General features: G+C 70.3%; 18 protein-coding genes. 16 read left to right on the top strand and 2 right to left on the bottom strand.

What is annotated here, in order from left to right; translation table 11 throughout:
- Positions 1-108: 108 nt before the first annotated feature.
- The 16 genes from B3S45_RS04745 (at position 109) to B3S45_RS04670 (ending at position 15823) form a co-directional block, all read left to right on the top strand.
- On the top strand, positions 109-1143 hold the full coding sequence (locus B3S45_RS04745; RefSeq protein ID WP_286717677.1) for an HAD-IIA family hydrolase: 1035 nt from the start codon (positions 109-111) through the stop codon (positions 1141-1143).
- Between the two features lie 18 nt (positions 1144-1161).
- Positions 1162-1374: a hypothetical protein gene (locus B3S45_RS04740; RefSeq protein ID WP_194385617.1), complete on the top strand. Its 213-nt coding sequence runs from the start codon at positions 1162-1164 to the stop codon at positions 1372-1374.
- The gene (locus B3S45_RS04735; RefSeq protein WP_286717675.1) at positions 1371-2171 is read left to right on the top strand and encodes a TlyA family RNA methyltransferase; all 801 of its coding nucleotides are present in this window, start codon (positions 1371-1373) and stop codon (positions 2169-2171) included. Before B3S45_RS04740 ends, B3S45_RS04735 begins: the two co-directional genes overlap by 4 nt.
- Positions 2168-3133, top strand: coding sequence for an NAD kinase (locus B3S45_RS04730; RefSeq protein ID WP_071043720.1), 966 nt, complete (start codon positions 2168-2170; stop codon positions 3131-3133). The genes B3S45_RS04735 and B3S45_RS04730 overlap by 4 nt, the downstream gene beginning before the upstream one ends.
- Positions 3130-4827: a DNA repair protein RecN gene (recN, locus tag B3S45_RS04725; protein ID WP_194383345.1), complete on the top strand. Its 1698-nt coding sequence runs from the start codon at positions 3130-3132 to the stop codon at positions 4825-4827. The genes B3S45_RS04730 and recN overlap by 4 nt, the downstream gene beginning before the upstream one ends.
- 14 nt (positions 4828-4841) lie before the next feature.
- Positions 4842-6536, top strand: a complete 1695-nt coding sequence (locus B3S45_RS04720) for a CTP synthase (RefSeq protein WP_071043719.1) — start codon at positions 4842-4844, stop codon at positions 6534-6536.
- Positions 6529-7110 carry an NUDIX domain-containing protein gene (locus tag B3S45_RS04715; RefSeq protein ID WP_286717673.1) on the top strand — a complete coding sequence of 194 codons (582 nt, stop codon included), beginning with the start codon at positions 6529-6531 and terminating at the stop codon, positions 7108-7110. Before B3S45_RS04720 ends, B3S45_RS04715 begins: the two co-directional genes overlap by 8 nt.
- Position 7111: 1 nt before the next feature.
- Positions 7112-8035 (top strand): site-specific tyrosine recombinase XerD, encoded by a 924-nt coding sequence (gene xerD / locus B3S45_RS04710; RefSeq protein WP_071043717.1) that lies wholly within the window; start codon positions 7112-7114, stop codon positions 8033-8035.
- A gap of 53 nt (positions 8036-8088) precedes the next feature.
- The gene (locus tag B3S45_RS04705) at positions 8089-8994 is read left to right on the top strand and encodes a ParA family protein (protein ID WP_228480764.1); all 906 of its coding nucleotides are present in this window, start codon (positions 8089-8091) and stop codon (positions 8992-8994) included.
- Positions 8978-9835 carry a segregation and condensation protein A gene (locus B3S45_RS04700; RefSeq protein ID WP_286717671.1) on the top strand — a complete coding sequence of 286 codons (858 nt, stop codon included), beginning with the start codon at positions 8978-8980 and terminating at the stop codon, positions 9833-9835. The genes B3S45_RS04705 and B3S45_RS04700 overlap by 17 nt, the downstream gene beginning before the upstream one ends.
- Positions 9825-10430, top strand: coding sequence for an SMC-Scp complex subunit ScpB (gene scpB, locus B3S45_RS04695; protein WP_286717670.1), 606 nt, complete (start codon positions 9825-9827; stop codon positions 10428-10430). The genes B3S45_RS04700 and scpB overlap by 11 nt, the downstream gene beginning before the upstream one ends.
- Positions 10427-11203, top strand: a complete 777-nt coding sequence (locus B3S45_RS04690; protein WP_194383341.1) for a pseudouridine synthase — start codon at positions 10427-10429, stop codon at positions 11201-11203. The genes scpB and B3S45_RS04690 overlap by 4 nt, the downstream gene beginning before the upstream one ends.
- Complete coding sequence (locus B3S45_RS04685) at positions 11200-12336, top strand: prephenate dehydrogenase (RefSeq protein ID WP_286717667.1); 1137 nt, start codon at positions 11200-11202, stop codon at positions 12334-12336. The genes B3S45_RS04690 and B3S45_RS04685 overlap by 4 nt, the downstream gene beginning before the upstream one ends.
- Complete coding sequence (cmk, locus tag B3S45_RS04680) at positions 12329-13063, top strand: (d)CMP kinase (protein ID WP_194383339.1); 735 nt, start codon at positions 12329-12331, stop codon at positions 13061-13063. Before B3S45_RS04685 ends, cmk begins: the two co-directional genes overlap by 8 nt.
- Complete coding sequence (der, locus tag B3S45_RS04675; RefSeq protein ID WP_194383338.1) at positions 13063-14589, top strand: ribosome biogenesis GTPase Der; 1527 nt, start codon at positions 13063-13065, stop codon at positions 14587-14589. The genes cmk and der overlap by 1 nt, the downstream gene beginning before the upstream one ends.
- Positions 14590-14914: 325 nt before the next feature.
- Complete coding sequence (locus tag B3S45_RS04670; protein ID WP_286717664.1) at positions 14915-15823, top strand: NUDIX domain-containing protein; 909 nt, start codon at positions 14915-14917, stop codon at positions 15821-15823.
- Between the two features lie 25 nt (positions 15824-15848).
- On the opposite strand, the gene B3S45_RS04665 is transcribed toward B3S45_RS04670, so the two are convergent.
- Both B3S45_RS04665 and B3S45_RS04660 read right to left on the bottom strand, forming a co-directional pair.
- Positions 15849-16229, bottom strand: coding sequence for an RNA-binding S4 domain-containing protein (locus B3S45_RS04665; protein ID WP_286717663.1), 381 nt, complete (start codon positions 16227-16229; stop codon positions 15849-15851).
- Entirely contained in the window at positions 16226-17611 is a 1386-nt protein-coding gene (locus B3S45_RS04660; protein WP_286717661.1) for an MFS transporter, read from the bottom strand. The genes B3S45_RS04665 and B3S45_RS04660 overlap by 4 nt, the downstream gene beginning before the upstream one ends.
- Between the last annotated feature and the right edge of the window lie 146 nt (positions 17612-17757).

The raw sequence follows: 17757 nt of genomic DNA, 5'->3' as shown, positions 1-17757 counted from the left end.
TGGGAGAGTAGGACACCGCCGGACCTCTTTTCACGGTAATGGCCACCCAAAGCAGGGTGGCCATTACTCGTTAAGAGCCGTTCTCGAGGGCATCTCGGAAGGACACGCATGGCATTGTTCGGGCGCTCCGCCGGTCGTACTCCGCTTGAGGGTGTCGACACTGTTCTGGCGGACCTCGATGGCGTCGTGTACGCGGGGTCCGGCGCGATTCCGCACGCTGTCGACAGTCTCATCCGCGCGGCGTCTGATCGCCGTCTCGGTTACATCACCAACAATGCGTCGCGAACCGACGCGTCGGTGGCGGCGCATCTGCGCGACCTCGGTCTGCCGACGGAGCCCGCGGACGTAGTCACCAGTCCGCAGGCGGCGGTTCGGCTGCTCGCCACACGTGTGCCGGCCGGCTCGACGATCCTGGTCGTGGGCGGGGACGGCCTCGTGTCCGAGATCGAGAAGCATGGCTTCGTCGTCACGCGAAGTGCACAGGACCGACCCGCGGCTGTCGTGCAGGGCTTCGCGCCCGAGGTGGGGTGGACCCAGCTCGCCGAAGCGGCATTTGCGCTCGCGACCCCCGAAGACGACGGCGGCATCCCGTGGATCGCGACGAACACCGACTGGACGATTCCGCAGGCCCGGGGGATCGCGCCCGGGAACGGCACGCTCGTCTCCGCCGTCCACACGGCCGTCGGTCGTCTCGCAACGGTCGCCGGCAAGCCCGAGGTACCGATCTTCGAGGAGGCTGTTGCGCGGTTCTCCTCTCGCGCACCTCTGTTCCTCGGTGACCGGCTCGACACGGACATCCTCGGTGCCAATCGCGCGGGCATCGCTTCGGCTCTCGTCCTGACGGGAATCGACCGTCCCAAGCATGTGCTCGCCGCTCCGTCCGGCTCGCAGCCGACCTACGTGCTCTCGGACCTTCGAGAGCTGCATGAGGCGTATCCGGAGGTCATCCGGAAGGACGGCGTCGTACGCGTTCGCGATGCGCGCGTGCGGATCGACGGCGCGGACGTGAGCATCCTGGCGGCGGGTGGATCGCAGATCGATCTTCTCCGCGCGGGAGCGCATGCCATCTGGGATACCGGACGGCAGATCTTCGGCTTCCGGGTTCCGGACAGGCTGTATGCCGATCCGTTCCCTCGCCCCTGAGACACGTAGCATGTGGGGATGGAGAGCCTGCCGAACCCTGCACCGCCGACGGGCGTCGACACCTCTTCTCGCGAGGCTGATCCGGTTTCGGACGGGATGGATCTCGTCTCCCGCCTCGAGGTGATCGAGGCTCAGCCTCTTTCTGTGCGCGCCGACGCCTATGGCTCCATCCACGATGAATTCTCAGCGCGCCTGGATGCCGATGTGACCGGGCGCGCCTCGCGCTCATGACGTCGCGCCTCGACGCGGCTCTGGCTGCGCGCGGTCTCGCGCGCTCCCGTACTCACGCCGCCACACTGATCGGTGCGGGTCTGGTCACCGTCGACGGGGCGACCGTGGTCAAGTCATCCACGCGCGTCGCTGACGACGCGCGCATCTCGGTCGCCGCCTCCGACCACTACGTCAGCCGTGCCGCTCACAAGCTGATCGCGGGCCTCGATGCATTCGACGTAGCAGTCTCGGACCGCTGCGCTCTCGATATGGGAGCGTCGACGGGTGGTTTCACCCAGGTTCTGCGCGAACGCGGTGCCGCACCGGTGATCGCCGTCGACGTCGGTCACGGCCAGCTCGATCCGGTGATCGCAGGGGACCCTGGCGTGACGAGCCTCGAAGGCTACAACGTTCGGCACATGGATGCGGAGGGGCTGCGAGCGGCCAGTGGCGTCGCCGCACCGCCGTCGGTGGTCACGGGAGACCTGTCGTTCATCTCGCTGGCGCTCGTGCTTCCCGCCGTCGCCGCGACGATGGCGGCAGGCGGCGACGCGGTGCTGCTGGTCAAGCCCCAGTTCGAAGTGGGACGCACTGCCGTGCGCGGCGGCCTGGTCACCGATCCGGCGCTTCGCGCCGAGGCTGTCGCGGATGTGCTGTGGAGCGCCTGGGACGCCGGGTTGGGCACCCGCGGGGTCATCGCCTCGCCACTGACCGGCACGCACGGCAACGCGGAGTATCTCGTGCATCTCGCCGCGGGCACCGGCGCGAATCCGACAGAATGGCTGGACACGATCTCCGAACTGACAGGAGCCCGATGACCGACTCCGAGCGGTACATTCTCGTCGTCGTGCGCGGCGGTGATGACACCCGCGACGCCGCGGAGAGCGTCATCACGGCGCTGCGCGTCGCGGGCGCCGTGCCCGTTCTCGACGAGGTCGACGCGGCCGAGATGTGCGCGGCTCGCCCTGACGTCGACGGTCTGGCAGTGCTCGGACGAGACGTGCACGTGTCACAGATCGAACTGGCGATCGTGCTCGGCGGCGATGGCAGCATCCTGCGGGCGGCGGAACTGGTGCGTGGCGGAACGGCGCCGGTGCTCGGCATCAACCTCGGGCACGTCGGATTCCTCGCCGAGAGCGAGCGGGACGACATGGACGAGGCGGTCCGTCGCGTCATCTCACGCGAGTACGAGGTCGAGGAGAGACTCGCCCTCCAGGTGCGCATCAAGGATGACACCGACACCGTCGTGTACGAGACCTGGGCGCTGAACGAGGCGACGGTGGAGAAGGCCGCGCGGGAACGGATGCTCGAGGTCGCGATCGAGGTGGACGGGAGGCCGCTGTCGGCGTTCGGCTGCGACGGGGTGGTCGTCTCGACCCCGACCGGGTCCACCGCCTACAACTTCTCGGCCGGTGGTCCCGTCATCTGGCCGACCGTGCAGGCGATCGCCGTCGTGCCGCTGTCGGCGCACGCGCTGTTCGCCAAGCCGCTCGTGGTCGGCCCCGACCACGCGGTCGCGATCGAGCTCATCGAGGGAACCGGGGGCAGCGGGGTGCTCTGGTGCGACGGACGTCGCTCGCACGAGCTCCCGCCGGGAGCGCGCGTGGTCGTGCGGCGGGCGACCGATCCCGTTCGGCTCGCGCGGCTCCACCAGGCCGCGTTCACGGACAGACTGGTGCGCAAGTTCCGACTGCCCGTGGAGGGATGGCGCGGACCGGGCACCTCGCCGACAACGGCGACGCTGCGCACGTCGCCCCCCGAGGGGGAGGGGCACCCGTGATCGAGGAGATGCGTCTTCGCGATCTGGGGGTGATCGCCGAGGCGACCCTTCCCATCGGTCCCGGGTTCACCGCGATCACCGGAGAGACCGGCGCGGGCAAGACGATGGTCGTGACCGGGCTGGGGCTGCTGCTCGGGCAGCGGGCGGATTCCGGCGCTGTGCGAGCGGGCGCCGGGCGGGCCTCGGTCGACGGCGTGTGGATCGTCCCGAAGGCGGGCGCGGTCGTCGACCGCGTACGAGACGCCGGCGGTGACGTCGAGGAACTGGGCGACGGACGCGCGGAGCTGTTCGTCGGTCGCTCGGTGTCGCGCGAGGGTCGTGGCCGAGCGTCGGTCGGCGGACGGGCCGCGCCCGCCGGGGTGCTGGCGGATCTCGCCGAAGAGCTCGTCGTCGTGCACGGGCAGTCCGATCAGCTCCGCCTGCGCTCCGCCGTCGCACAGCGCGACGCCCTCGACCGCTTCGGCGGCGCCGAGATCGCGGCTCCGCTCGCGGCGTATCGAGACGCGTACGACCGCTGGCGTGCCCTCGACGCGGAACTCACCTCGCTGACCTCCGACCGCGACGATCGCCGGGCGGAGGCCGAACGTCTCCGGGCCGAGATCGCAGAGATCGAACAGGCGGCGCCGCAGCCGGGCGAAGATGCCGAGCTCACGGCGCGCGCCGAGCGGCTGGCCAACATCGAGGAGCTCCGCATGGCCGCGGCCACCGCCCACGAGGCGCTCTCCGGCGAGTCCGGGGGGCCCGACGCCACCGCGCTCCTGGCCGATGCGCGCCGTGCCGTGGAGAGGGCGTCCGATCGCGACGCCGAGCTGGCGGCGTTCGGCGAGCAGCTCGCCGAGATCGGGTATCGGGTCACCGACCTCGCGACCGAGATCGCCGCGTACCTCGCCGATCTCGATGAGTCCGGACCACACGAGCTGGCCGCCGTCGAAGATCGGCGTGCGGTGCTCGGATCGCTCGTCCGCGCGCACGGCAGCCTCGAGGCCGCGATCGATCTTCTGGACACGGGTTCGGCACGCCTGGCGGAGCTCGACGACGACGGCGATCGCCTCGACCGCCTGGCCGCGGAACGGGATGCGGTTGCGACAGAGCTCGACGCGGCAGCCGACGCACTGACCGCCGCCCGCACCGCGGCCGCGAGCCGACTGGCCGATGCGGTCTCGGCGGAACTGCGCGACCTGGCCATGCCGGATGCGGCCGTGACGGTCGAGGTCTCTCCGGCGGGCCCGTCGACGGCCGGGCGGGATGACGTGCAGATCCTGTTGGCCCCGCATCCCGGGGCTCAGCCGCGGCCCGTCTCGCGTGGCGCATCGGGGGGAGAGCTCAGCCGAGTCATGCTCGCCATCGAGGTCGTGATCGCCGCGACCGACCCCGTTCCCACCTTCGTGTTCGACGAGGTCGACGCCGGCATCGGGGGAGCGGCGGCGATCGAGGTCGGTCGGCGTCTCGCCCGACTTGCACGGTCGTCTCAGGTGATCGCCGTCACGCATCTCGCGCAGGTGGCGGCCTTCGCCTCCAATCACCTCTCGGTCGTCAAAGCGAGCGACGGATCCGTGACGGCCTCGAGCGTGCGCCGCCTCGAGGGTGCCGAACGAGAAGCCGAGATGGCCCGGCTGCTGTCGGGCATGCCCGACAGCGATGCCGCTCTCACCCACGCGCGCGAGTTGCTCGACCTCGGCGCGGAACGCGACTGATAGGATCGAAGCCCGTGACGCAGACTCCCGGTGACGGACTTTCCCCCCACGACACCACGAAGCACATCTTCGTGACAGGCGGTGTCGTCTCCTCCCTCGGCAAGGGTCTCACGGCGGCCAGCCTCGGCAACCTGCTCACGGCGCGAGGTCTTCGCGTCGTGATGCAGAAGCTCGACCCCTACCTGAACGTCGACCCGGGAACGATGAACCCGTTCCAGCACGGCGAGGTCTTCGTGACCGACGACGGTGCCGAGACCGATCTCGACATCGGTCATTACGAGCGCTTCCTCGACATCGAGCTCAGCCAGGCCGCCAACGTCACGACCGGTCAGGTCTACTCGCAGGTGATCGCGCGCGAGCGGCGAGGCGAGTACCTCGGCGACACGGTGCAGGTGATCCCGCACATCAGCGACGAGATCAAACGCCGGATGCGTCTGCAGGCCGACGAGACGCCGAAGCCCGACGTGATCATCACCGAGATCGGCGGCACCGTCGGCGACATCGAGTCGCAGCCGTTCATCGAGTCTGCCCGGCAGATCCGTCATGAGCTCGGACGCGGCAACGTGTTCTTCGTCCACGTCTCCCTCGTGCCGTTCATGGGTGCGTCGGGGGAGCAGAAGACGAAGCCGACGCAGCACTCGGTCGCCGCGCTCCGGTCGATCGGCATCCAGCCCGATGCGCTCGTGCTGCGCAGCGACCGGCCCGTCACCGAGTCCAATAAGCGCAAGATCGCCCTCATGTGCGACGTCGACGAGGACGCGGTGGTCAACGCCGTCGACGTGCCGAGCATCTACGACATCCCGTCGATGCTCCACGACCAGCACCTCGACTCCTACATCGTGCGCGCGCTCGGTCTCGAGCGCGCCACCGACGTGGACTGGTCTCGATGGGCACGAGTGCTCCAGGCGGTGCACAATCCGAAGCACGAGGTGACGATCGGCCTCGTCGGCAAGTACATCGATCTGCCCGACGCCTACCTGTCGGTCACGGAGGCGGTCAAGGCCGGCGGGTTCGCCCACGAGACGCATGTGAACATCACCTGGATCCCGTCCGATCTGTGCGAGACGCCCGACGGCGCTGCGAAGGCGCTCGGCGGCCTCGACGGCATCATCGTCCCCGGGGGCTTCGGCATCCGCGGCATCGAGGGGAAACTCGGCGCGCTGAGATTCGCCCGGGAGCAGGGAATCCCCACGCTGGGCATCTGCCTCGGCTTGCAGTGCATGGTCATCGAGTACGCGCGGAACGTCGCCGGCATCGACGGGGCCTCGTCGAGCGAATTCGATCCCGGCACGCCGGCTCCGGTCATCGCGACCATGGCCGAACAGGTCGACATCATCGATCGCGGCGATCTCGGCGGCACCATGCGCCTGGGGCTGTATCCCGCCGACCTCGGCGAGGGCTCTCTGGCCGCGGAGGTCTACGGCGCCGCACGGATCGAAGAGCGGCATCGTCACCGGTACGAGGTCAACAACGCCTACCGCGACGCGATCGCCACCGCCGGGCTGCGCTTCTCGGGCCTGTCGCCCGATCGCAACCTCGTCGAGTTCGTGGAGCTGCCACGGGACGTGCATCCGTACTACATCGCCACGCAGGCGCATCCGGAGCTCCGCTCGCGCCCGACCGACCCGCATCCGCTGTTCCGTGGGCTCATCGGAGCAGCCCTGGAGCGCCACCGTTCGAGCGAGCTGTTCGATGTCGACGATGAGTGAGTCATTGAGCGACGAGCGCGTCGAGGTCGAGATCGTCGACACGGAGCTCGTGTACGAGGGTCGTGTGTGGGATGTGCGCAGCGACACCTTCCGCTACGGCGAGGGCGAGATCGTGCGTCAGTACGTCGATCACCCCGGCGCCGCCGCGGTCGTCGCGGTCGACGACGAGGGCCGGGTGCTGCTCATCCAGCAGTACCGCCATCCGATCCGTCGACGCGACTGGGAGATCCCGGCGGGGCTGCTCGATGTCGAGGGCGAGGAGCCGCTCGAGACGGCGCGACGCGAACTCGCCGAAGAGGTCGACCTCGAGGCGGAGCGCTGGGAGAGTCTCGTCAGCATCTTCACCACCCCGGGAGGCAACGACGAGGTCGTGCACCTCTTCCTCGCGCGGGGCCTGCGCTCCGTCGGAACGCCGCACGACCGTGAGGACGAGGAGGCCGACATCCGTCAGGAGTGGATGCCTCTCGGTCAGGCCGTCGAGGGCGTGCTCGCCGGCCGATTCCGCAACGGGATCCTGGCTGTCGGCGTGCTCGCGGCGTCTCACCGGCTGCACGAGGCCGTGGCGAAGGGCTGACGTGCACGTCGATCGTGCCGTCGACGCGTATCTGCGCCACGTCACGGTGGAACGGGGGCTGTCGGAGCACACCCTTGGTGCCTATCGGCGCGACCTGGCGGTGTACGCCGCGTGGCTGAACGACCAGGGGATCACCGATACGTCCGGCATCGTCTCCGAGACGGTCTCGGCGTTCATCGCCGAGCGGGCCGCCCAGGATCCGCCACCGGCATCGAGTTCGCTCGCACGCCTGCAGTCCTCCGTACGGGGCTGGCATCGATTCCTGGTGCGCGAAGAGATCGAGCGTTCCGACCCCGCGGCCCGGCTGCGCCCGCCCCGAATGCCTCGACGCCTTCCGAAAGCCCTCCGGATCGATCAGGTCGAGGCTCTCCTGGATGCCTCCGGTCCCTCGCCGGCGGCCGCAGCCCCCGGCGATGAGGTCGGCCTGCGCGACCGTGCGCTCCTGGAGCTGCTGTACGCGACGGGTGCGCGCGTGTCGGAGATCGTGCAGCTCGACGTCGACGACATGGCGCACGGAGACATCGTCCGGGTGCGAGGCAAGGGCGCGAAGGAGCGCATCGTCCCGGTCGGGTCTTACGCGCAGGCAGCCGTCGAGGCCTATCTGACCCGGGCACGTCCGGAGCTGTCGCGGCGCGGTCGTGCGACGCCTCGTCTGTTCCTCGGCGCACGCGGCGCACCCCTGTCGCGGCAGAGCGCGTGGCTGGTGCTGCAGCAGGCGGCCGAGCGCGCATCGCTCACCGCCCATGTGTCCCCCCACACGCTTCGCCACTCGTTCGCCACCCACCTGCTTCAGGGCGGGGCGGACGTCCGCGTCGTGCAGGAGCTGCTCGGTCATGCGTCGGTGGCGACGACCCAGATCTACACGCACGTGAGCGTCGACGCGCTGCGCGACGTGTACGTCACGTCGCATCCTCGCGCGCGCTGACCCGCGGGTCAGCCGGGCCTGGCGCCGGGGGATGACTAGAATCGGTGCACGTTATGGCGAAGGCAGGAGAGTCGGTGGCGGCAACCAAACGCGGCGAGACGAAGGCGTCCGGTGACGAGACGGTCCTCGGTCCGACCGGACGGCCCTATCGCGGATTCGCCACTCCGCCCGCGCTCGACGGGCACGGGCCCGCGCGCATCGTGTCGCTCTGCAACCAGAAGGGCGGCGTCGGCAAGACCACGACGACCATCAACCTCGCCGCGGCGCTGGCCGGATACGGCCGCAAGGTGCTCGCCGTCGACTTCGATCCGCAGGGCGCCCTGTCGGCCGGCCTCGGCATCCAGACGCACGACATCCCGACGATCTACGACCTGCTGTTGAACACCAAGCGCGACCCGCACGAGGTGATCGTGCCGAGCCGCGTCGACGGCCTCGACATCATCCCGGCCAACATCGATCTCTCGGCCGCGGAAGTCCACCTCGTCAACGAAGTGGCGCGCGAGCAGATCCTCGCCCAGGTGCTGCGAAAGGTCTCGAAGGACTACGACGTCATCCTCGTCGACTGTCAGCCCTCCCTCGGCCTGCTCACCGTGAACGCGCTCACCGCGAGCCACGGCGTGATCATCCCGCTGGAGTGCGAATTCTTCGCGCTGCGCGGTGTCGCGCTGCTCATCGAGACGATCGACAAGGTGCGCGACCGCCTGAATCCCACCATCACCCTCGACGGCGTCCTGGCGACGATGTACGACCCGCGCACCCTGCACTCGCGCGAGGTGCTGGAGCGCGTCGTCGAGGCCTTCGGCGACGATGTGCTCGAGACGGTGATCGGCCGCACGGTGAAGTTCCCGGACGCCTCGGTCTCGGGCATGCCGATCACGGAATTCGCGCCCGAGCACTCGGCCGCCCAGGCGTACCTGCGCCTGGCTCGAGAGCTGGTCGACCGTGGCGCCGTCGCCTGAGGATCCCGAGGACACCGCCGCGGAATCGGACGATTCCCCGCTCGTCGCGGTGGAGGATGCCGGTGACGGCTTCCGGGTATCGCTGGGCGTGTTCGACGGTCCCTTCGACCTGCTGCTGCAGCTCATCTCGAAGCACGAACTCGACATCACCGAGGTCTCCCTGAGCCGAGTGACCGACGAGTTCATCGCATATCTGAGAGACCTCGGGCCCGACGAGCTCGACGAGGCTTCGGAGTTCCTCGTCGTCGCGGCCACCCTCCTGGACATGAAGGTCGCGGGACTCCTGCCGCAGGGCGAACTGGTCGACGCCGAGGCTGTCGCGCTGCTCGAGGCGCGAGACCTGCTCTTCGCACGCCTGCTGCAGTACCGGGCCTTCAAGGAGGTGTCCGCCTGGTTCGAGCGGTCCCTGCGCCGCGAGGACCGGCGTCACACCCGCTCGGTGAAACTCGAGGACAAGCACCGTTCGGCCGTGCCCGAGCTGGTGTGGACGCTCAGTGCCGACGACTTCGCGGCGATCGCGATGATGGCGTTCGCGCCCAAGGAGATTCCGCTGGTCGGCCTGGACCACCTGCACGCGCCGCTCGTCAGCATCCGGGAACAGGCGGCCGTCGTGGTCACGCTGCTTCGGGATGCCGGAACCCTCAGCTTCCGTGATCTCGTGTCGGGTATCACCCAGACGGGCATCATCGTCGCTCGATTCCTGTCGGTGCTCGAGCTGCACCGTCACGCGGCACTCTCCTTCGAGCAGCTCGAGCCGCTCGGGGAGCTCACCCTGCGCTGGACGGCACCGCGCTGGTCCGACGAGAACCTCGCCACTCTGGGAGCCGACTATGACCGATGAAACGAACACGATCGAGCCGCCGACCCGCCCGCAGGACACCGGCTCGGTCGTCCGGCGGCTGGAGGCCATCCTGCTGGTCGTCGACGAGCCGCAGAGCCTCGTGAGCCTGGCGACGGCCGTGGGGAGCCCCGTCCCTGCGGTGCGTCAAGCGGTCGAGGCTCTCGTCGCCGACTACGACGGCGAGTCCGGCGGTCCCCGCCGCGGCTTCGAGCTGCGCGAGGTGGGTGGCGGGTGGCGACTGTACGTGCGTGAAGAGCATGATGACCTCGTGCAGGAGTTCGTCAGCGGACAGGCGCCGTCCCGGCTGTCGCAGGCGGCGCTGGAGACGCTCGCTGTGATCGCCTACAAGCAGCCGATCACGCGCGGGCAGATCGCGTCCATCCGAGCGGTGAACGTCGACTCCGTCGTGCGCACCCTCCTCGCCCGCGGCCTCATCACCGAGCTGTTCGCCGACCCGGATACCGGCGCCGTGAACTACGGCACGACCGATGCGCTGCTGGTGAACCTGGGCATCAATTCCCTCGACGAGCTCCCGCCGATCTCGCCGCTGCTCGACGACGGCTCGACCGGATTCGACGCGGAGGTGATCCGATGAGCGCCGCGGGACCCGAAGGTGTGCGGCTGCAGAAGGTGCTCGCGCAGGCGGGTGTGGCGTCGCGCCGCGTGGCCGAAGAGATGATCGTCGCCGGCCGGGTGCGCGTGAACGGGGCCGTCGTCACCGAACTCGGCACCCGCATCGCCCCCGAGACCGATCTCGTCGATGTCGACGGCACGGCCGTGCAGTTGGATGCCACGAAGCGCTATGTGATGCTCAACAAACCGCGAGGAGTCGTCAGTTCCCTGCGCGACGACCGGGGGCGCCCCGATCTGCGCCGCTACACCGACCGCTTCGAGGAGCGCCTGTTCAATGTCGGCCGCCTCGACGCCGATACGAGTGGCCTGCTCGTGCTCACCAACGACGGTGAGCTGTCCCACGTGCTCGCGCACCCGTCCTTCGGCGTCACCAAGGTCTACATCGCCAAGGTGGCCGGGCGGGTGAGCGCGCAGACGGTCGCCGCCCTGCTTCGCGGCATCGACCTGGACGACGGCCCGATCGCGGCCGACAAGGCGCGCATCCTCTCGACGAGTGCCGCGGGCGACGGATCCCTCGTGCAGCTCACCCTGCACTCCGGTCGCAACCGCATCGTGCGTCGGATGATGGACGCCGTCGGCCACCCCGTCGAGGATCTGGTGCGTCGCCAGTTCGGACCGCTCCACCTGGGCACGCTCCCAGCCGGCAAGACCCGGGAATTGACTACAGTGGAGCGCGGCGCGCTGCTGACTCTCTCTCGCGGCGGCCCATCCACCCCCTCTCCGGAGAATCCGTGACCGACGCCTTCGATCAGCCACGCGCCGGCGGCAGCGACCGCCTGTCGGCGCGCTCGTCGGGGACCGTGCGCGTCGTCGGGGCGGGACTGCTCGGCGCGAGCATCGGGCACGCGCTCGTCGCCCTCGGCGTCGACGTCGTGCTCGCCGACACGTCGCCGGCGCAGCTTCGTCTGGCGATCGACTACGGCGCCGGCCGTGCCGCCCGCGAGACCGACGATCCGTCGCTGGTGGTCGTCTCCGTGCCGCCGGATGTCACCGCCGACGTCGTCGCCGCCGAGCTCGCCCGTTTCCCGGACGCCGTGGTCACCGACGTCGCCAGCGTGAAGCTCGAGCCGCTCAGGGCGCTGCGCGAGCGCGGCGTCGACCTCACGCGCTACATCGGGTCGCATCCGCTGGCGGGCCGTGAGCGCGGGGGAGCGATCTCCGCACGTGCGGACATCTTCATCGGCCGTCCCTGGGTCGTCTGCCGTGATCGCGAGACCCGCGCAGCCGACCTCGCGGTCGTCGAGGGCCTCATCCTCGACCTCGGAGCCACGCCCATCGAGATGTCGCCCGAGGAGCACGACCACTCCGTCGCCCTGGTCTCCCACGTGCCGCAGCTGGTCGCCAGCCTGCTCGCGGGCCGGTTCGTCGAGGCCCCGGAGGGGTCGCTGCGCCTGGCCGGGCAGGGCGTGCGCGACACCACCCGAATCGCGGCGTCCGCCCCCGAACTGTGGGTCCAGATCCTCGGCGCCAATGCGGCGCCGGTCGTCGACGTTCTCGACGAGCTCGCCGCGGACCTCACGCAGGTGGCGGATGCGCTCCGCGACCCCGAAGCCACCGGCGCCCGCCGCGCCGTGGCCGATGCCATCCGGCGCGGCAACGACGGCGTCGAGCGCCTCCCCGGAAAACATGGCCAGAACCGTCGTTTCGAGAGCGTCGTCGTCATGGTCGACGACCGTGCCGGGCAGCTCGGCCGGCTGTTCGGCGACCTCGGCGACCTCGACGTGAACGTCGAGGACCTGCGCCTGGAACACTCCCCGGGCGCGCAGTTCGGTCTCGCCGAGATCAGCGTCGCCCCGGGCGTCGTGCATCGCTGCGTCGACGGACTGCAGGCGCGCGGCTGGAAGATAGCGAGTACAACCCATGACTGATCTGTCCACGCCCGCGGGGGCCACACCACCCGCACCCACGCCGCCGTCTGCCGAGACCTCACCCGTGACCATCGTCGCGGTCGACGGTCCCGCCGGCAGCGGCAAGTCGAGCGTGTCGAAGGAGGTCGCCCGCCGGCTCGGCTTCGGCTACCTCGACACCGGAGCGGCATATCGTGCGCTCGCATGGCACGCCGTCGAGCGCGGCGTCGACACCTCCGATTCCGCCGCCGTCCTCGATGCGACCGGCGACTTCGAGTACGCCATCTCGCTCGACCCCGACCGGTACTGGGTGCGTGTCGGCGACGTCGACGTGACCGATGCGATCAGACAGACCCGGGTGACGGAGGCCGTCAGCGGCGTTGCCCGCGTGCCGGCCGTGCGCCAGTCCGTCAACGCCATGTTCCGCGCCATGGTCGCCGGATCCGGCCGCGCTGGCGTCGTCGTCGAAGGGCGTGACATCACCACGGTCGTGGCCCCGGATGCGCCGGTGCGCATCCTGCTGACCGCCGCCCCCGAGGTGCGCGCCGCGCGCCGCAGCGCCGAGCTCACCGGCGACGACACCACGGCTGTCGCAGACGCGCTGCGTCGTCGCGACTCCGCCGATTCGAAGGTCGTCGACTTCCTCACCGCCGCAGAAGGCGTGACGGTTGTCGACTCGACCGAGCTCGACTTCGAGCAGACCGTCGACGCCGTGCTCGGCGTCATCGCCGAGGGAGGGGTGCGCTGATGGCCGCCGACGAGGAATACACCGCCGGCCCCGACGATCTCGAGGCCACGCTCGCCGACATGGACGATGAGCTCGCCGACCAGCGGGCGACCGCGCTGCGCGCGTCGTTGCAGGACTACGATCTCGACGACGAGGACGCCGCGCTGCTGGATGGTGCCGTGGTGGGCGAGGACGGCATCGAGTATCTGCCGGCGCTGCCCGTCGTGGCGATCGTCGGGCGCCCGAACGTCGGCAAGTCGGCGCTCGTGAACCGCATCCTCGGCCGTCGTGAGGCCGTGGTCGAGGACACCCCCGGTGTCACGCGCGACCGAGTCACGTACAAGGCCGAGTGGCTCGACCGTCGCTTCTCCCTCGTGGACACCGGCGGGTGGGAGCCGGATGCCCGTGGCATCGACGCGTCCGTCGCCGCGCAGGCCGAGGTGGCGATCGATCTGTCCGACGTGGTGCTGTTCGTCGTCGACGCGATGGTGGGGGCGACCTCCACCGACGAGCACGTCGTCAAGCTCCTCCGCAAGAGCGGCAAGCCGGTGTTCCTCGTCGCCAACAAGATCGACGACGCCCGGCAGGAGCCCGAGGCGGCAGCGCTGTGGAACCTGGGTCTCGGTCAGCCGCACCCGGTCTCGGCGATCCACGGTCGCGGGGTCGCCGACCTCCTCGACGAGATCATGAAGGTGCTCCCGACCGTCTCGGCCGTGGCATCCGCCGAGATCGGCGGACCGCGCCGGGTCGCGATCCTCGGCCGCCCGAACGTCGGAAAGTCATCGCTGCTGAACAAGGCGGCCGGTGAAGAGCGGGTCGTCGTGAACGAGCTCGCGGGCACCACCCGCGACCCGGTGGACGAGATCGTCGAGCTGGGCGGCAAGATGTGGCGCCTGGTCGACACGGCCGGCATCCGCAGGCGTGTGCACCTGTCGCAGGGCGCCGACTTCTACGCATCGCTGCGCACGTCGGCGGCGCTCGAGAAGGCGGAGGTTGCGGTCGTCGTGATCGACGTGACCCAGCCGATCAGCGTGCAGGACCTGAACATCATCGACCTCGTGCTCGAATCGGGCCGGGCGCTCGTGATCGCCTACAACAAGTGGGATCGCCTGAACGACGACGACATGGACGCGCAGGACCGGCGGCGGTTCCTCGAACGGGAGATCGAGCGCGACCTCGCGCACGTCGCCTGGGCGCCTCGCGTGAACATCTCCGCGAAGACCGGCCGTCACCTCGACAAGCTCGTGCCCGCGCTGGAGACCGCCCTCACGTCGTGGGATCAGCGCATCCCGACCGGCAAGTTCAATGCGTTCCTCTCGGAGCTCGTGGCCGAGCATCCCCACCCGCTGCGTGGCGGCAAGCAGCCCCGCATTCTCTTCGGCACGCAGGCAGCGAGCCGACCGCCCACATTCGTGCTGTTCACCACGGGCTTCCTCGACCCGGGCTATCGCCGGTTCATCCAGCGGCGCCTGCGCGAGATCTACGGCTTCGAGGGTTCGCCGATCGTGCTGAACATGCGCATCCGGGAACGCCGCCAGCGGTCCTGACCCCTCCCCGCCTGAGGCGAGGCGCTTCTCCCCAGCCATGTCCCACTTTCTGTCGGTGTGGGCCGGCAGAACAGCAGATATTGGGACATACCTTCCGGCGGGCGGCATCCATGTCCCACTTTCTGTCGGTGTGGGCCGGCAGAACAGCAGATATTGGGACATGCCTTCCTGCGGGTGGTGGCGCCCATGTCCCACTTTCTGTCGTTGTGAGGGCTGATAGCGACGGAAAAGGGGACATGCAGCAAGGGGAGAGGCGCAGAGTGGATGCTGAGGGTTGCGTTTCTGACGACCTCGACCGACACCGGGGTGTGCCAGTCTTGACGTGGTGACGATCCTCCCTCCCGAACCCGGTGAGCCGCGCCGGCCACACGGCCCGCGCGACCCGGGTGACGCCTGGGTGGAAGCGCCGGACGGCCAGCGCTACTGGGGGCGCTTCGGCGCCGCGGGACTTCTGGCTCTGGATGCCGATCGCGGCGTGCTGCTGCAGCACCGCGTGGGCTGGAGTCACTTCGGTGGCACGTGGGCACTGCCCGGTGGTGCCCGCCACCAGGGTGAAGATGCGGCGACCGGCGCGATCCGCGAGGCGCAGGAGGAGGCAGGCGTCCCCGACGGAGCGGTGCGGGCGCGGCTGGAGAGCGTGCTCGACGTCGGTGTCTGGACGTACACGACGCTTGTCGCCGACGTCGTCGAGCCGTTCACGCCGGTGATCTCCGACCCCGAGTCGCTCGAGCTCGCGTGGGTTCCGATCGACGACGTCGACGCGCTGCCGCTGCACCCCGGTTTCGCCGCATCGTGGCCGCTGTTGCGCAGCCTGTTGCCGCGGCATCCGGTTGTGGTCGTCGACGTGGCGAACGTGGTCGGATCGGTGCCCGACGGGTGGTGGCGCGACCGTGCCGGCGCCGCGTCACGACTGCTCGACCGGGTTTCGCGGCGCGCGTCGCGCGGTGTGTCGGCAGATGCGCTGTGGCTGGAGGGCGACGTGTGGTTCCCGCGCTGGACCGCCGTCGTCGAGGGGCAGGCGCGGGCGGTGTCGACCGAGGTCGCCGGCGTCGAGGTCGTGGCGGCGCCGGGCGAGGGCGACGACACGATCGTGTCGGTCGCGGCAGAGTTTCGCGACCGAGGCCACGACGTGATCGTCGTGACCAGCGATCGCGGTCTGTCGGAACGGATCGTCGAGGTGGGCGGCCGGGTTCGGGGCGCGCGTTGGCTGCGCGATCTGCTCGACGCGGACTGATCACCGCAACGCGCGAGGCCGGCCGTCAGCGGTCGTCGCCGTCGCGCGCGCGCAGGCGGTCGATCTCGCGCCGCTCGCGCTTGGTCGGGCGGCCGGCACCCCGATCGCGGACGGGGACGAACGGCACCTCGGTGCGTGGGGGAGGCGGCGGAGTGCGATCTTCCACGGCTGCGGCGGCAGCGGGCGCACCGACGCGCTTGGTGATGGTCTCACGGACCACGAGGTGCCGGTCGAATCCGTTGATGCGCACGCGCAGTTCGTCGCCGGGGCGAACGGGCTGGGCGGCCTTGGCGCGGTCGCCGTTGACGCGCACGTGTCCGGCACGGCACGCCGTGGTCGCGGCGGACCGCGTCTTGTAGACGCGCACCGCCCACAGCCACGCGTCCACCCGTGCGCTCTCGCTCATCCCGTCGAGCGTACTCGCGAGCGGCTGCGCGGAAGCCCGATCGTGGCGACGGCGACAGCGGCGCTGAGAGCCGCGATGATTCCGAACGCTGCGTCGAATCGGGTGCCGGTCGCGGACACGGCCAGGACGGCGCCGGCGGTCCCGGCCCCGAGTGCGCCGCCGAGCTGACGAGCGACGATGTTCGGGGCGGATGCGGTGGCCACGTCGTCGGCCGAGGCGAGTTCGATCGAGACGGTCAGCGCCGCGGCGAAGGTGACGGCCACTCCGGCACCCAGCAGCGCGGAGCCGGCGAGCAGGACGGGGATCTCGTGCGGGGCCATCCATTGCAGCGTCGCCCCGGTCGTCGCCGCGGCCGCGCCGAGCAGGGCGGTACCGCGCCTTCCGAGACGTCGGCGCAAGAGGCCTGCGAGGGGTCCGACGGCGGCGATGGCCGCTGTTGCCGGGAGAAGGAGTGCCCCGCCGATCGCGACCGACCGCCCGAGACCGTCGTCCGACTCGACGAACGCGGGAAGGGCGACGAACGTGGCGAACAGTGCCGCGCCGCCGAGGAGCGCCATGAGGTGTGCCGCGACGAGTGAGCGGCGACGCCGCCAGGCGGTGCGATCCCACAGGGGCGTGTCGCCGCGGTACTGGGTACGCGCCCAGCCGGCGAGGGCCGCGAGCCCCGCCGCCAGCAGCAGCGGAACGGTCACGAGGGGGGAGGGGAGCTTCGGGGCCTCCGTGATCGCGAGGAGCAGGGCAACGCCCCCTGCTCCGAGCGCGAGGGATGCGCGCACGTGCAGGCGTCGGCTGCCAGACGCGGGCGTGGCGGGGAGGAAGGCGAGGAGCGCGATCTCGGCGATGACGACGATCGCGAGCGGCAGCCATGCCAGGGCGGGAGTGCCGTAGGCGTTGACGAGCACACCGGCCAGCACCGCACCGAGGGCGGTTCCCGAGGCGAACGTGCTGGCGAGGATCCCGACCCACAGCGCGCGGCGGCGTGGTGGCACGATCCGCTGTGTCAGCGACAGCGCGAGGGGAAGCACGCCGCCGGCGAGACCCTGCAGGGCGCGGGCGAAGATCAGCTGGGTGAGGGTCGCCGCGCTTCCGGCGAGGAAGAGTCCGAGCGCGATGATCGGGAGGACGAAGAGCAGGATGCGCCCCGGCGAGTGATTGTCGCCGAGGCGGCCGATGACCGGTGCGGAGACCGTCGCGACGATGAGCGTCGTGGTGAGCACCCACGTGGTGTCCGCGGTCGTCGTGCCGTAGAGCTCGGCGGTGGTGGAGAGCGTGGGTGCCGCCATCGACAACGGGAGGGCCGTGCCGACCGTGGCGAGCACGAGACCCGCGACGGCGCCGACGGACCGCGGCGCGAGCCGTGCCGTCCCGGTGTCGTCAGCCATCCCGTCGAGGCTACTCGCGGGCAACCCGGGCGGTGCAACGCCCGGGCGTCGGCGTGGTTCGCAGCGGGGTGCCGTTGCGGCTAGGATAGGGGAGTTGTTCGGATTGCGGTCCGAACTCCGGGATGTGGCGCAGCTTGGTAGCGCAC

It is taken from the genome of Microbacterium sp. UBA1612 (genome assembly GCF_002321605.1).
Taxonomy (GTDB): Bacteria; Actinomycetota; Actinomycetes; order Actinomycetales; family Microbacteriaceae; genus Microbacterium; species Microbacterium luteum.
This window is presented reverse-complemented; position numbering and strand designations above follow the sequence as displayed.

What these genes read in the sequence shown, in the direction of transcription:
- B3S45_RS04740 (WP_194385617.1), top strand. Translation starts at nt 1,162, where the DNA reads ATGGAGAGCCTGCCGAACCCTGCACCGCCGACGGGCGTCGACACCTCT.
- cmk (WP_194383339.1), top strand. Translation starts at nt 12,329, where the DNA reads ATGACTGATCTGTCCACGCCCGCGGGGGCCACACCACCCGCACCCACG.
- B3S45_RS04705 (WP_228480764.1), top strand. Translation starts at nt 8,089, where the DNA reads ATGGCGAAGGCAGGAGAGTCGGTGGCGGCAACCAAACGCGGCGAGACG.
- scpB (WP_286717670.1), top strand. Translation starts at nt 9,825, where the DNA reads ATGACCGATGAAACGAACACGATCGAGCCGCCGACCCGCCCGCAGGAC.
- B3S45_RS04660 (WP_286717661.1), bottom strand. Translation starts at nt 17,611, where the DNA reads ATGGCTGACGACACCGGGACGGCACGGCTCGCGCCGCGGTCCGTCGGC.
- B3S45_RS04730 (WP_071043720.1), top strand. Translation starts at nt 2,168, where the DNA reads ATGACCGACTCCGAGCGGTACATTCTCGTCGTCGTGCGCGGCGGTGAT.
- B3S45_RS04745 (WP_286717677.1), top strand. Translation starts at nt 109, where the DNA reads ATGGCATTGTTCGGGCGCTCCGCCGGTCGTACTCCGCTTGAGGGTGTC.
- B3S45_RS04735 (WP_286717675.1), top strand. Translation starts at nt 1,371, where the DNA reads ATGACGTCGCGCCTCGACGCGGCTCTGGCTGCGCGCGGTCTCGCGCGC.
- B3S45_RS04690 (WP_194383341.1), top strand. Translation starts at nt 10,427, where the DNA reads ATGAGCGCCGCGGGACCCGAAGGTGTGCGGCTGCAGAAGGTGCTCGCG.
- B3S45_RS04715 (WP_286717673.1), top strand. Translation starts at nt 6,529, where the DNA reads ATGAGTGAGTCATTGAGCGACGAGCGCGTCGAGGTCGAGATCGTCGAC.
- der (WP_194383338.1), top strand. Translation starts at nt 13,063, where the DNA reads ATGGCCGCCGACGAGGAATACACCGCCGGCCCCGACGATCTCGAGGCC.
- B3S45_RS04665 (WP_286717663.1), bottom strand. Translation starts at nt 16,229, where the DNA reads ATGAGCGAGAGCGCACGGGTGGACGCGTGGCTGTGGGCGGTGCGCGTC.